This is a genomic window from Streptomyces glaucescens, assembly GCF_000761215.1.
Taxonomy (GTDB): Bacteria; Actinomycetota; Actinomycetes; order Streptomycetales; family Streptomycetaceae; genus Streptomyces; species Streptomyces glaucescens_B.
In genome coordinates this window covers 5,343,725-5,356,312 of sequence record NZ_CP009438.1, presented here as the reverse complement: position 1 = coordinate 5,356,312, position 12,588 = coordinate 5,343,725, and the positions used below count along the sequence as shown (strand labels likewise).

Below are 12,588 nucleotides of genomic sequence, written 5' to 3'. Positions count from 1 at the left end.
CCTGCCCGTGAAAACGGTTCGTGGTGAGGGGGCAGGACGGGGGACGGCGGTGGTCCCACCGGGGCCGTACCGGGGCCGCGAGGGCCGTCCGCCCGGACGGTTCGGCGGTATCGCGGCCCGCCCCGGGCGGCACCGCGCGACCGACCGGGACGGGCCCTCCGGCCGCCCGCGCCCGCGCGGCCGGAGGGCTACTCGTCCCCCGCCGCCGCGGGCAGCGCCGCGGCGGGCCGCTGCCACCCGCGGGTCCCCCGCGCCCGCAGCCAGGCCGTGGTCTCCTCCGGCGGCATCGCCGCGGCGACCAGCCAGCCCTGTACGGCGTCGCAGCCCAGGTCGCGCAGGCGTTCCCAGGTCTCGTCGTCCTCGACGCCCTCGGCGACCACGAGGAGACCGAGGGAGTGGGCGAGGTCGACGGTGCAGCGCACGATCGCGGCGTCCTCGGTGTCGACGGCGAGCCGGGCCACGAAGGAGCGGTCGATCTTCAGCTCGCTGACGGGGAGGCGGCGCAGGTGGACCAGGGAGGAGTAGCCGGTGCCGAAGTCGTCGAGGGACATCTTCACGCCGTGGCCGGTGAGTCCGGCGAGGGTGTCGGCGGCGCGCTGCGGGTCCTCCAGGAGGACGTGCTCGGTGATCTCCAGCTGGAGCGCGCCGGCGGGGACGCCGTGGCGGGCGAGGCGGGCGGCGACGGAGCCGGCGAAGCCGGGGGTGTGGACGTCGCGCGGGGAGACGTTGACGGCGACCGGGACGAACAGGCCCTGGGAGCGCCACCGGGCGACCTGGCCGAGCGCGGTCTCCAGCACGTACTCGGTGAGGTGGGGCATGAGTCCGGAGGACTCGGCGATCGCTATGAACTCGTCCGGCGGCACCTTGCCGCGCTCGGGGTGCACCCAGCGCACCAGTGCCTCCAGGCCGGCGACCTGGCCGTCGAAGCGGACCTTGGGCTGGTAGTGCAGCTCGACCTCGTGGGCGTCCAGCGCCCGGCGCAGGTCGGCGAGGAGACCGAGCCGGTCGGGGGTGTTCGAGTCGCGCTTGGACTCGTAGACCTCGACGCCCGTGCGGTCCCGCTTCGCCTGGTACATGGCGACGTCCGCGCGGCGCAGCATCCCCTCCGCGTCGAGCGCGTGGTCGGGGAAGACGGCGACTCCGGCGCTGGCCTCCAGGACGAGGGTCAGGCCGTCGAGGTCGAGCGGGGAGCTGAGGGCGGCCACCAGGCCGCGGGCGATGCGGGTGGCGGAGGTGGTGGAGTCGGCGACGGGAAGTAAGACGGCGAACTCGTCACCGCCGAGCCGGGCGGCCTCCGCGCCGCGCGGCAGGGCCAGTCGCAGCCGGTCGGCGGTCTGCAGCAGCAGCCGGTCACCGGCCGGATGCCCGAGGGTGTCGTTGACCGATCGGAAACGGTCGAGGTCGATCAGCACCAGGGCGGCCCGGGCGCCGATGCGCTCGGCGTCGTCGAGGGCGGTCCAGATGCGTTCCAGCAGCCACTGGCGGTTGGGCAGACCGGTGAGCGGGTCGCGCAGCTGCTCCTCGGCGCGGGCCCGGGCCATCCACAGGGTGGAGTCGAGGGCGATCAGCGGGATGGAGAACAGCGGCAGCAGGATCGGTTTGTCGACGGCGACGACACAGACCAGCGGGGCGATGCCGAGCAGCGCGACCGCGACGAGTCCCTGCCGGACCAGGGCGGTGCGGGCGACGGTGGGCAGGCCACCGGCGCGCGGCGCGTGCAGGTACCACAGCAGGACGCGGGTCACGAGGAGGTAGACGGCCGCGACCAGCACCACCTTGGGAGCCGTGTAGAGCGTCCACGTGTCGGGGTTCCAGGGCCTCTGCACGGACGGCACCCGGCCGAAGGCGAGGAGGACCAGCGCGCCGGCGCCGATGCCGAGGACGTCGACCGCGCCGTGCAGCACGCCCTGCCGCCAGCGGTGGCGCCGGGCCACGCCGACCAGCACGACGACGGTCAGGCTGACCAGGCCGGCCGGCACCCAGCCGTACAGCAGCAGCACGGCCAGGGTGAGGGCGGCGCCGGAACCGGTGCCGCCCCACCAGCGGGCGCGGCCGAGCAGCACCAGGTGGCCGACGATGATCCCGGTCAGCAGGGCGAGCGACCAGCCGGCGGTGCCGGACGGGAAGAGCGGGTGGTGGCCGGTGAAGGCGCCCAGGAAACCGGCGCCGAGCGCGAACCCGGCGGCGGCGACGACACCCGCGTGCAACGCGGGCCAGGGCAGGTGCCGTTCGCCGTCGTGCCCGGCCGGCCCGGTGCCGCGCACGGCGGCCGGTCCCACGGCGCCGGGGCCGGCCGCGGTGGCGGACGCTCCCGGGGCACTCTCGCACGGGCCCGCGCTCCGGGCGGGCCGGCGGCCGCCTCGCCAGACGCCGGCCAACCGGCGCAGCCGTGCATCCGGGGCGGCGCTCTCGGTCGGTTCCATTCCCGTCCCTCTCACAGCCGGCGGTGCCCACGCCCCGCGACCGATGCCCGACAGCCTTCAGCGGCGCCGTCGGAGAACCGTTGCCCGCGCTCCTCGGGAGCCGGGGACGCCCCCGCCGCGGCTGGGCGCGGCAGGCGCACATCCCCACAGTAGGCCGCGGAACGCTTCCACGGGCAGCGGTCGTCGACGGTTGCCCGAATGCGCCCTGGCCGCCCTTATGCATCTGATATGCGCCGATCGGGTGGTCTTCAACCGCTACTCCTCGACCGGGAGCGCGGCGTCCGACGCCGCCTCAGGCCCCTGCTCCAGCAGGACGTTGAAGCCGTCCTCGTTCAGGACCGGCACCTTCAGCTGCATCGCCTTGTCATATTTCGATCCAGGGTTGTCACCCACAACGACGAATGACGTCTTCTTCGAAACCGAGCCGGTCACCTTCGCACCCCGGCTCTGCAGGGCGTCCTTGGCGCCGTCGCGCGTGAAGTGCTCCAGGGTGCCCGTGACGACGACGGTCAGACCCTCCAGCGGGCGCGGGCCCTCGGCCTCGCCGGTGCGCTCGTCCTCCATGCGCACGCCGGCCGCGCGCCACTTGCGCAGGATCTCCTGGTGCCAGTCCTCGGCGAACCACTCCTTGAGGGAGGCGGCGATGATCGGCCCGACCCCCTCGGTGCCCGCCAGCTCCTCCTCGGTCGCCTGTTCGATCCGGTCGATGGAGCGGAACTCGCGGGCCAGCGCCTCGGCGGCGACCGGCCCGACGTGACGGATCGACAGGCCCGTCAGGACGCGGGCGAGCGGGCGCCGCTTGGCCGCCGCGATGTTCTCCAGCATCGCCAGCGCGTTCTTCTTGGGCTCGCCCTGCTGGTTGGCGAAGACCGTGGCGATCTTCTCCTCGCCGGTCTTCGGATCCCGCTTCGGCAGGCCGCTGTCCTGGTCGAGGACGTACGCCTTGATGGGCAGCAACTGCTCCACGGTGAGGTCGAACAGATCGCCCTCGTCCTTCAGCGGCGGGTCCGCGGGCTCCAGCGGCTTGGTGAGGGCGGCGGCGGCGACGTAGCCGAAGTGCTCGATGTCCAGCGCCTTGCGGCCCGCGAGGTAGAACAGGCGCTCGCGCAACTGTGCCGGGCACGTACGGGAGTTCGGGCAGCGCAGATCGACGTCGCCCTCCTTCATCGGCCGCAGCGGCGTCCCGCACTCGGGGCACTCCGACGGCATCACGAACTCGCGCTCGGTGCCGTCGCGCAGGTCCACGACCGGGCCCAGGATCTCCGGGATCACGTCACCGGCCTTGCGCAGCACCACCGTGTCCCCGATGAGGACGCCCTTGGCCTTGACCACGTCCTGGTTGTGCAGGGTGGCGAACTCGACCTCGGAGCCGGCCACCGTCACCGGCTCCACCTGCGCGTACGGAGTGACACGGCCGGTGCGGCCGACACCCACCCGGATGTTGACGAGCTTGGTGTTGACCTCCTCCGGCGCGTACTTGTACGCGATCGCCCAGCGGGGCGCGCGGGAGGTGGACCCCAGCCGGCCCTGGAGCGGGATCTCGTCGAGCTTGACGACCACACCGTCGATCTCGTGCTCCACGGAGTGGCGGTTCTCGCCGTAGTACGCGATGAACTCCCGTACGCCGTCGAGGCCGTCGACCACCTTGTTGTGCCGGGAGGTGGGCAGGCCCCAGGTGCGCAGCAGGTCGTACGCCTCCGAGAGGCGGGTCAGCCCGCTGAAGCCCTCCAGGGCGCCGATGCCGTGCACCACCATGTGCAGCGGGCGGGTGGCGGTGACCCGGGGGTCCTTCTGCCGCAGCGAGCCCGCGGCGGCGTTGCGCGGGTTGGCGAAGGGCTTGTCGCCGGCCGCGATCAGTCGGGCGTTCAGCCCCTCGAACTTCTCCATCGGGAAGTAGACCTCGCCGCGGATCTCCACCAGGTCCGGGACGCGGTCGCCGGTCAGGCGGTCCGGGATCTCCGCGATCGTGCGCACGTTCGGCGTGATGTCCTCGCCGGTGCGGCCGTCGCCCCGGGTCGCCGCGCGGGTGAGGCGGCCGTGCTCGTAGGTGAGGTTCACGGCGAGGCCGTCGACCTTCAGCTCGCACAGGAAGTGGTGCGGGGTGCTGCCGACGTCCTTGTGGACGCGCTCGGCCCAGGCGGCCAGCTCCACGTCGTCGAAGACGTTGTCCAGCGACAGCATGCGCTGGCGGTGCTCGACGGAGGTGAAGTCCGTCTCGTAGGCACCGGCGACCTTCTGGGTCGGCGAGTCCGGGGTGCGCAGCTCCGGGTGCTCCTCCTCCAGGGCCTCCAGCGTGCGCAGCAGCCGGTCGAACTCCGCGTCGCTGATGACGGGAGCGTCCTTCACGTAGTACCGGAAGCGGTGCTCCTCGATCTGCTCAGCGAGCTGCGCGTGCTTCTCCCGTGCCTCGGTGGGCACCGTGCTCTCCGCTTGCCTGTCGCCGGCCACCGTGTTGTCCTCCCGTTACTCTGGGTTGTCCGCGAGGGATCTCGCCGCCCGGACGCAGTGGGCGAGTGCCCGGCGTGCGTAGTCCGGGGAGGCACCCGCGAGCCCGCACGTCGGCGTGACCGTGACCGCCTCCGCGAGAAGCGCCGGTGACAGCCCCAGCCTGCGCCACAGCGTCCTGACACCCATGACGCTACCGGCAGGGTCTGACAATCGGCCGTCCGTGCTCGGCACGACACCGGCGAACAGCCGGGTGCCGCTCTCCGCCGCCTCGCCGATCGCCTCGTCGTCACGCTCGGTGAGGAGTGAGAAGTCGAACGACACCCCGTCGGCACCGGCCCGGCGCAGCAGGGCGAACGGGACCTCCGGGGCGCAGGAGTGGACCACGACCGGGCCGCCGTCGTGCACGCCGACCACCTCGCGCAGGCCCTGCTCGACGACCTGGCGGTCCACGGCGCGGTGGGTGCGGTAGCCGCTGGCGGTCCTGACCCGGCCGCTCAGGACGGCGGTCAGGGACGGCTCGTCGAGCTGGAGCACGAGGCGGGCGCCGGGAATCCGGCGGCGCACGTCGTCCAGGTGCAGGCGCAGGCCCTCGGCGAGCGAGGCGGTGAGGTCGCGGCAGGCGCCGGGGTCGGAGAGGGCGGCCTCGCCGTTCTTCAGCTCCAGCGCGGCGGCGAGCGTCCACGGGCCGACGGCCTGCACCTTCAGCGGGCCCTCGTACCCCTGGGTGAACTCCTCCAGGGCGTCCAGGTCCTCGACGAGCCAGGAGCGGGCGCGCCTGGTGTCCCGGCCCGGGCGGTCGCCGACGCGCCAGCCGCTGGGCTCCACGCGCGCGTACACCTCGACGAGCATGCCGGCGGTACGGCCGATCATGTCCGCGCCGGGGCCGCGGGCGGGGAGCTCGGCGAGGTACGGGAAGTCCTCGAAGGAGCCGGTGACGGTCTTGGCGGTCTCTCGGGCGTCCCCGCCGGGCATCGAGCCGATGCCGGTGGCGGGGGCGAGGGTGAACTGGGTGTTGTCACTCACATGGGAAGCCTAAGCCTCCGGTGGCGCGGCGGATTCGCCCCCGCCGCCCTCACCCCTCCCGTCCCGTTGCCGCCGCGGGGCCCGCCGCCGGACTCCGGCGGAAGCCCCGGATTCCGGCTGAAGCCCGGGATCGCGGCGGGGGCTGCCCCGCACCCCCGCCCGGGGGCCGCGTCCCCGGCCCTTCCGGCCCCGGACGGCCGTGTCCTCGAAGGCCGGACGGGCCGGGGGAGCCGGGTCCGGCGCAGCGCCGGGGGGTGTCCGGCGGACCGCTCAGCGGCCCGGGCGGACCGTCACGTCGTTGATCTCCGCGTCCCTGGGGAGGTCCAGGGACATGAGGACGGTCGTGGCGACCGACTCGGGGTCGATCCACTTCGACGGGTCGTAGTCCTTGCCCTCCTGCTGGTGGACCTTGGCCTGCATGGGGCTGGCGGTGCGGCCCGGGTAGACGGAGGTGACCCGGACGCCGTTCGCGTGTTCCTCGTGGCGCAGGGAGTCGGCGAGGGCCTTCAGGCCGTGCTTGGAGGCGGCGTACGCGGACCAGTCGGCGTGCGCGTTCAGGCCGGCGCCGGAGTTGACGAAGATCACGTGGCCGCGGGTGGCCCGGAGCTGGGGCAGGAAGTGGCGGGTCAGCTCGGCGGGGGCGATCAGGTTGACGTTGAGCTGGTGGCGCCAGGACTTGGGGGTCAGGTCGCCTACCCGGCCCAGCTCGACCACGCCCGCGATGTGCAGCAGCGAGTCGACGCGGTCCGGGAGGCTCTGGTGGGAGAAGGCCCAGCTCAGCTTGTCGGGGTCGGAGAGGTCGCCGACGAGGGTGCGGGCGCCGGGGAACTCGGCGGCCAGCTCCTTGGCGCGGGCCGCGTCCCGCGCGTGCAGCACGAGCTCGTCCCCGCGCGCGTGCAGGCGGCGGGCGACGGCCGCGCCGATGCCGGAGCCCGCTCCGGTGATCACATGTGTAGCCATGCCCGCCATGCTCGCATCACCGCGCGGTCACGCGATGCCCTGGCTCTCCTCCAGGTAGGCGAGCGCCCCGACCGGCTCCTCGGCGAAGAACACCAGGTCGGTCAGCGGGCGGGGCAGGAAGCCCTCGTCCTCCATGCGCCGGAACTGCTCCTTGAGGCCGTCGTAGAAGCCCGCGGTGTTCAGCAGGACCACCGGCTTCTCGGTCCGGCCGTGCTTCTTCAGCTCCAGGATCTCGGTCGCCTCGTCCAGCGTCCCGGTGCCGCCCACCATGATCACCACGGCGTCGGACTTCTCCAGGAGCAGCCGCTTGCGCTCGGCGAGGTCGCTCGCGACGATCATCTCGTCGGCGCCCGGGCGCGCCTTGGCGGCGAGGAAGTCCACCGAGACGCCGACGATCCGTCCGCCCGCCTCCTGCACGCCGTCCGCGACGACCTTCATCAGGCCGACGTCGGAGCCGCCCCAGACGAGCGTGTGCCCGCCCTTGCCCAGGAGTTCGGCGAACTCCCTCGCCGGGCGGGTGTAGCGGTCGTCGAGGTCGGCGGCGGAGAGGAAGACGCAGATGTTCATGGCGTCCACCGTACGCGGGAACAAGCGGCCTCCCGCGCGCGCTGTCCCGGCATGGCCAAAGGACACACGATCACCATCGAGCAGGGCACCCGGCGGGTCCGGGTCGTACGCGACGGGCGGGTGCTGGCCGACAGCGCGCGGCCCCTGGTGCTGCGGGAGACCGGCTGTCCGGTGCGGTACTACCTGCCCGCCGAGGACGTCCGGCTCGATCTGCTGACCCCGTCCGGGACGCACACCCACTGCCCGTTCAAGGGCACCGCGTCGTACTGGTCGCTGCCGGACGCGCCCGACCTGGTCTGGTCGTACCCGGATCCCAAGCCGGACGTCGCCGCGATCAAGGGGCACCTGTGCTTCTACGAGGTCGAAGTGGAGTGATCCGGAGCGTGGGCCCCGGGTCCGCCGGCCGCTCAGGCCACCCGGGCCGGCTCCCGCACCGTCGCCGCGATCGTCGCCGAACCCACCACGCGCGTGCCGTCGTACAGCACGATCGCCTGGCCGGGGGCGACGCCGCGGACCGGCTCGGCGAAGCGGACGCGCAGTTCGCCGTCGACCACCTCCGCCGTCACCTCCGTCTCGTCGCCGTGGGCGCGCAGCTGGGCGGTGTAGGTGCCGGGCCCGGCGGGGGCCGTGCCGCACCAGCGGGGCCTGATCGCGGTGAGGGCGGTGACGTCGAGGGCCTCGGCGGGGCCCACGGTGACGGTGTTGTTCACGGGCGAGATGTCGAGGACGTAGCGCGGCTTGCCGTCGGGGGCGGGGGTGCCGATGCGCAGGCCCTTGCGCTGCCCGATGGTGAAGCCGTAGGCGCCCTCGTGGGTGCCCAGCTTGTTGCCGGCCTCGTCGACGATGTCGCCCTCGGCCCTGCCCAGCCGCTTCGCGAGGAAGCCCTGGGTGTCGCCGTCGGCGATGAAGCAGATGTCGTGCGAGTCCGGCTTCTTCGCGACCGCCAGGCCGCGGCGCTCGGCCTCCGCGCGGATCTCGTCCTTGGTGGTGACCGTGTCGCCGAGGGGGAACATGGCGTGGGCGAGCTGCCGGTCGTCCAGGACACCGAGGACGTACGACTGGTCCTTGGCCATGTCGGAGGCGCGGTGCAGCTCACGGGTGCCGTCCTCGCGGACGATCACCTTCGCGTAGTGGCCGGTGCAGACCGCGTCGAAGCCGAGGGCGAGCGCCTTGTCCAGCAGCGCGGCGAACTTGATCTTCTCGTTGCAGCGCAGGCACGGGTTGGGGGTGCGGCCCGCCTCGTACTCGGCGACGAAGTCCTCGACGACATCCTCGCGGAAGCGGTCGGCGAGGTCCCAGACGTAGAACGGGATGCCGATGACGTCGGCCGCGCGGCGGGCGTCCCGCGAGTCCTCGATCGTGCAACAGCCCCGTGCGCCCGTGCGGAAGGACTGGGGGTTCGCGGAGAGCGCGAGGTGGACGCCGGTCACGTCGTGGCCTGCCTCGGCCGCGCGGGCGGCGGCGACGGCTGAGTCGACGCCGCCGGACATGGCGGCGAGGACGCGGAGCGGGCGGGAGCGCTGCGGGGTGTCAGTCATAACCCCTCCAGGGTACGGGGGCGCGGGAACCGGAGCCCGCGAGTATCCGTTCTCGATCACATGGGAGAGACGAAGGACGGCTCGGGGCGGCGGATCGGGCGCCGTTCGCTGATCGTGGGCGGGGCGGCGGCCGTGCTGGGCACGGGCGCCGTGCTGGCGCGCGACGAGCTGTCACGGCTGTGGTACCGGGTGCCGGGGGTGGACAAGCCCCGGGTGAAGGGCGCGGTCGACTACCGGGGGGCGCGCTGGGTGGCGGCCTCCCCGGCCAACTTCCGCTGGGCGGACCGGCCGGACGACTACCCGATAGAGATGGTGGTCGTCCATGTCACCCAGGGCAGTTTCGACAGCGCGGTGAAGGTGTTCCAGGACCCGGAGCACGGCGCCGCGTCGCACTACGTCGTCGGGCAGGACGGCCGGGTCGCCCAGATGATCCGCGAGCTGGACGTGGCGTACCACGCGGGCAACCGGGACTTCAACGAGCGGAGCATCGGCATCGAGCACGCCGGCTTCGTCGACCGTCCGCAGGACTTCACCGACGCGATGTACGCCGCGTCGGCCCGTCTGACGGCGGGGATCTGCCGCAGGTACGACATCCCGGTCGACCGGGAGCACATCATCGGGCACGTGGAGGTGCCGGGGACGGACCACACGGATCCGGGGCCGCACTGGGACTGGGAGCGGTATCTGGGGCTGGTGCGGCGGGCGCGTACGGCGGCGCGGGCCTGAGGCCGCAGGCAACGGAAAAATATCCGTTCTGCCCGGTTGCATTCCCCTTTGACCGTCCTATCCTGGCGGTAGGCCTACGGGACGAGTGAGGGAGTTCGACCGGAGCTGCCGACTCTGGCGAGACGCAGAGGCTTCCGCCAGTGCCGACGTCGACGGTCGGGCTGAGAGGCCGGAAGGTCGGGGAGACCGGACGGCGACCCCCAGCCACCTGATCCGGGCAATACCGGCGAAGGGAACCCGTCTCGTAGGTCCTTTCGCGTGCCCGGCCGGAGTCTAGGGCCTTTCGTTCGGATCAGCCCGGCTTGAGGTCGGGAGCCTCTCGACCGACCCGAGCGGGGTCTGGTGCGTGCGGCTGCACGGCGGAGGAGGGAGTCGACGCGGAGCGTCGGCGACCGACGACAACGCCGCGGATGCGCGTGCCAGGCCCCGCGACGCCGGGGTGATCCAAACCACAGGCCCTAGGTGAGCCCCGCAGCCCGGGCCCGTTCCACCGCCGGCCCGATGGCCTTGGCGACCGCCTCGACGTCGGCGGCCGTGGAGGTGTGGCCGAGGGAGAAGCGCAGGGTGCCGCGGGCCAGGTCCGGGTCGGTGCCGGTGGCGAGCAGCACATGGCTGGGCTGGGCGACGCCCGCGGTGCAGGCGGAGCCGGTGGAGCACTCGATGCCCTGGGCGTCCAGGAGGAGCAGCAGGGAGTCGCCCTCGCAGCCGGGGAAGGTGAAGTGGGCGTTGGCGGGGAGCCGGTCGACCGGGTCGCCGCCGAGGATCGCGTCGGGGACGGCCGTGCGCACCGCCGCGACCAGGTCGTCGCGCAGGGCGCCGATCTCCCGGGCGAAGCGTTCGCGGTGCTCGGCGGCGTGCCGTCCGGCGACCGCGAAGGAGGCGATGGCGGGGACGTCGAGGGTGCCGGAGCGCACGTGCCGTTCCTGGCCGCCGCCGTGCAGCACGGGGACGGGGGCGTACTCCCGGCCCAGCAGCAGGGCGCCGATGCCGTACGGGCCGCCGATCTTGTGGCCGGAGACGGTCATCGCGGCGAGGCGGGAGGCGCCGAAGTCGACCGGCAGCTGGCCGACCGCCTGGACCGCGTCGGCGTGCAGCGGTACGCCGAACTCGGCGGCGGTATCGGCGAGTTCACGGACCGGCATGACGGTGCCGATCTCGTTGTTCGCCCACATCACGGTGGCGAGGGCGACGGAGCCGGGGTCGCGGGCGATGGCCTCGCGCAGCGCGTCCGGGTGGACCCGGCCGTGCGCGTCGACCGGGAGGTACTCGACGGTGGCACCCTCGTGCTCGCCGAGCCAGTGGACCGCGTCGAGCACCGCGTGGTGCTCGACGGGGCTGGCGAGGACCCGGGTGCGGGCGGGGTCGGCGTCGCGCCGGGCCCAGTACAGACCCTTGACGGCGAGGTTGTCGGCCTCGGTGCCGCCGGAGGTGAAGACCACCTCGCTGGGGCGGGCGCCCAGGGCCTCGGCGAGGGTCTCGCGGGCTTCCTCGACGGTGCGGCGGGCCCGCCGGCCGGACGCGTGCAGGGAGGAGGCGTTGCCCGTGACGCCCAGGTGGGCGGTCAGTGCCTCTGCCGCCTCCGGGAGCATGGGGGTGGTCGCGGCGTGGTCGAGGTATGCCATGGTGACGCCGATTCTACGGCGCGCCGCACCGGGACCCTCGGAGACCGGTCGGCGGCCGGGTCCTAGAAGCTCCAGGAGACGGTGCCGTCGGCCTGCACGAAGGCGAGCAGCACCAGCAGGTCGGCGACGCCCAGGCCCAGGCCCAGCAGGGCGCGCCCGCGGCGCCGCGTGCCCCGGTACAGCGCGATGCCCGCCAGGGTGATGGCGACGGGTCCCAGGAAGACGTTGAAGACGAGGAGTCCGATCAGCCCGAGGACGAAGGACGCGACGGCCATGCCGTCGGTGTCGCGGATGCCGGTGCGGCGGGTGGCCGGTGCGGTGAGATGCATGTCGGTCAGCTCCCGGTCATGCGTGGGTGTCGTCAGTGGGACGGGGTGTGGTGGCGGCGGGCGTGCCGCTCGCGGGCGGCGAACACGGCGAGCCAGACGGCGATGACCGCACCGGCCGCGACGGAGAAGGTGAGCGGCGCGTGGGCGACGGTGCCCAGGACCACGCCCAGCAGCAGCAGAGCGGCGACCAGGAAGAACATGGAGGGTTTCCCCCTCTCTCGGTGAACGGTTGCGATAACAGTTGTTCACTGACTACCCAGTCTAGCGCGTCTCACGTCTTCCCCCTTACGGAGAACAGTTGTTAACTGCATGGCATGAGTCACACCCTCGGCATCCGACAGGCACAGAAGCAGAAGACCCGGCAGGCACTCCTGGACGCGGCGTTGCGGCTGCTGGAGGAGCAGAGCCTGAGCAGCCTCGGCCTGCGCGAGGTCACCCGTGCCGTCGGTGTCGCACCGACCGCCTTCTACCGGCACTTCCGCTCCACGGCCGATCTCGGCGTGGCCCTGGTCGAGGAGGCACTGGGCAGCCTGCACCCGATGATCCGGACGACGGTGTCCGCGGTGGACGACCACGACGAACGCATCACGCGCGCCGTCGCACTGATCGCCCGTCATGTGGACGCGTACCCCGCACACGTCCGGTTCATCGCCCGGGAACGGCACGGCGGAGTCCAGCCGGTGCGCGAGGCCATCCGGGAGCAACTGGCCCGGTTCACCGAGGAGGTGCGCACCGAGCTGGCCGACGACCGGGAGTCCGCGGGCTGGAGCGACGACGACCTGCTGATGCTCGCCGGGCTCTACGTCGACCAGATGCTCAGCACCGCCTCGCTCTTCCTGGAGACCCTGGAGGCACCAGAGGAGGAGCGCCGGCGCGCCGAGCGGCTCGCCACCCGCCAGCTCCGGCTGATCGGCATCGGCCGCCGCCACTGGCGGGACGCGACCGCGTGACG

General features: G+C 73.1%; 12 protein-coding genes. 3 read left to right on the top strand and 9 right to left on the bottom strand.

Features of this window, described 5'->3' with window-relative positions:
* Positions 1-188: 188 nt before the first annotated feature.
* The 5 genes from SGLAU_RS23305 to SGLAU_RS23285 all read right to left on the bottom strand — a co-directional run bounded on the left by SGLAU_RS23305 (position 189) and on the right by SGLAU_RS23285 (position 7,421).
* Positions 189-2,423, bottom strand: coding sequence for a putative bifunctional diguanylate cyclase/phosphodiesterase (locus SGLAU_RS23305; protein WP_043504291.1), 2,235 nt, complete (start codon positions 2,421-2,423; stop codon positions 189-191).
* A 255-nt stretch (positions 2,424-2,678) separates the two neighbouring features.
* Positions 2,679-4,871: an NAD-dependent DNA ligase LigA gene (gene ligA, locus SGLAU_RS23300; RefSeq protein WP_043504290.1), complete on the bottom strand. Its 2,193-nt coding sequence runs from the start codon at positions 4,869-4,871 to the stop codon at positions 2,679-2,681.
* A 15-nt stretch (positions 4,872-4,886) separates the two neighbouring features.
* Positions 4,887-5,894 (bottom strand): methionine synthase, encoded by a 1,008-nt coding sequence (locus tag SGLAU_RS23295; RefSeq protein ID WP_043504289.1) that lies wholly within the window; start codon positions 5,892-5,894, stop codon positions 4,887-4,889.
* Positions 5,895-6,164: 270 nt separating this feature from the next.
* Positions 6,165-6,854: an SDR family oxidoreductase gene (locus SGLAU_RS23290; RefSeq protein ID WP_208868936.1), complete on the bottom strand. Its 690-nt coding sequence runs from the start codon at positions 6,852-6,854 to the stop codon at positions 6,165-6,167.
* A 27-nt stretch (positions 6,855-6,881) separates the two neighbouring features.
* On the bottom strand, positions 6,882-7,421 hold the full coding sequence (locus SGLAU_RS23285) for a TIGR00730 family Rossman fold protein (RefSeq protein WP_043504286.1): 540 nt from the start codon (positions 7,419-7,421) through the stop codon (positions 6,882-6,884).
* Positions 7,422-7,472: 51 nt separating this feature from the next.
* Here SGLAU_RS23285 and SGLAU_RS23280 point away from each other — a divergent pair, with 51 nt between their 5' ends.
* Positions 7,473-7,796 carry a DUF427 domain-containing protein gene (locus SGLAU_RS23280; protein WP_043504285.1) on the top strand — a complete coding sequence of 108 codons (324 nt, stop codon included), beginning with the start codon at positions 7,473-7,475 and terminating at the stop codon, positions 7,794-7,796.
* A gap of 32 nt (positions 7,797-7,828) precedes the next feature.
* On the opposite strand, the gene mnmA is transcribed toward SGLAU_RS23280, so the two are convergent.
* Complete coding sequence (mnmA, locus tag SGLAU_RS23275; protein ID WP_043504284.1) at positions 7,829-8,959, bottom strand: tRNA 2-thiouridine(34) synthase MnmA; 1,131 nt, start codon at positions 8,957-8,959, stop codon at positions 7,829-7,831.
* A gap of 60 nt (positions 8,960-9,019) precedes the next feature.
* On the opposite strand from mnmA, the gene SGLAU_RS23270 reads away from it, so the two are divergent.
* Entirely contained in the window at positions 9,020-9,685 is a 666-nt protein-coding gene (locus tag SGLAU_RS23270; protein ID WP_043504282.1) for an N-acetylmuramoyl-L-alanine amidase, read from the top strand.
* A 458-nt stretch (positions 9,686-10,143) separates the two neighbouring features.
* On the opposite strand, the gene SGLAU_RS23265 is transcribed toward SGLAU_RS23270, so the two are convergent.
* The 3 genes from SGLAU_RS23265 to SGLAU_RS35725 form a co-directional block, all read right to left on the bottom strand.
* Positions 10,144-11,307: a cysteine desulfurase family protein gene (locus tag SGLAU_RS23265; protein ID WP_043504280.1), complete on the bottom strand. Its 1,164-nt coding sequence runs from the start codon at positions 11,305-11,307 to the stop codon at positions 10,144-10,146.
* Between the two features lie 62 nt (positions 11,308-11,369).
* On the bottom strand, positions 11,370-11,636 hold the full coding sequence (locus tag SGLAU_RS23260; protein WP_043504279.1) for a hypothetical protein: 267 nt from the start codon (positions 11,634-11,636) through the stop codon (positions 11,370-11,372).
* A gap of 32 nt (positions 11,637-11,668) precedes the next feature.
* Positions 11,669-11,836, bottom strand: coding sequence for a hypothetical protein (locus tag SGLAU_RS35725; RefSeq protein WP_043504278.1), 168 nt, complete (start codon positions 11,834-11,836; stop codon positions 11,669-11,671).
* A 114-nt stretch (positions 11,837-11,950) separates the two neighbouring features.
* On the opposite strand from SGLAU_RS35725, the gene SGLAU_RS23250 reads away from it, so the two are divergent.
* On the top strand, positions 11,951-12,586 hold the full coding sequence (locus SGLAU_RS23250) for a TetR family transcriptional regulator (protein WP_043504277.1): 636 nt from the start codon (positions 11,951-11,953) through the stop codon (positions 12,584-12,586).
* The last annotated feature ends 2 nt before the right edge of the window (positions 12,587-12,588 follow it).

Excerpts from the sequence above, each read along its gene's own strand:
- SGLAU_RS23265 (WP_043504280.1), bottom strand. The coding sequence starts at position 11,307 with ATGGCATACCTCGACCACGCCGCGACCACCCCCATGCTCCCGGAGGCG.
- SGLAU_RS35725 (WP_043504278.1), bottom strand. The coding sequence starts at position 11,836 with ATGTTCTTCCTGGTCGCCGCTCTGCTGCTGCTGGGCGTGGTCCTGGGC.
- SGLAU_RS23290 (WP_208868936.1), bottom strand. The coding sequence starts at position 6,854 with ATGGCTACACATGTGATCACCGGAGCGGGCTCCGGCATCGGCGCGGCC.
- SGLAU_RS23305 (WP_043504291.1), bottom strand. The coding sequence starts at position 2,423 with ATGGAACCGACCGAGAGCGCCGCCCCGGATGCACGGCTGCGCCGGTTG.
- SGLAU_RS23250 (WP_043504277.1), top strand. The coding sequence starts at position 11,951 with ATGAGTCACACCCTCGGCATCCGACAGGCACAGAAGCAGAAGACCCGG.
- SGLAU_RS23260 (WP_043504279.1), bottom strand. The coding sequence starts at position 11,636 with ATGCATCTCACCGCACCGGCCACCCGCCGCACCGGCATCCGCGACACC.
- SGLAU_RS23285 (WP_043504286.1), bottom strand. The coding sequence starts at position 7,421 with ATGAACATCTGCGTCTTCCTCTCCGCCGCCGACCTCGACGACCGCTAC.
- SGLAU_RS23280 (WP_043504285.1), top strand. The coding sequence starts at position 7,473 with ATGGCCAAAGGACACACGATCACCATCGAGCAGGGCACCCGGCGGGTC.
- SGLAU_RS23270 (WP_043504282.1), top strand. The coding sequence starts at position 9,020 with ATGGGAGAGACGAAGGACGGCTCGGGGCGGCGGATCGGGCGCCGTTCG.
- mnmA (WP_043504284.1), bottom strand. The coding sequence starts at position 8,959 with ATGACTGACACCCCGCAGCGCTCCCGCCCGCTCCGCGTCCTCGCCGCC.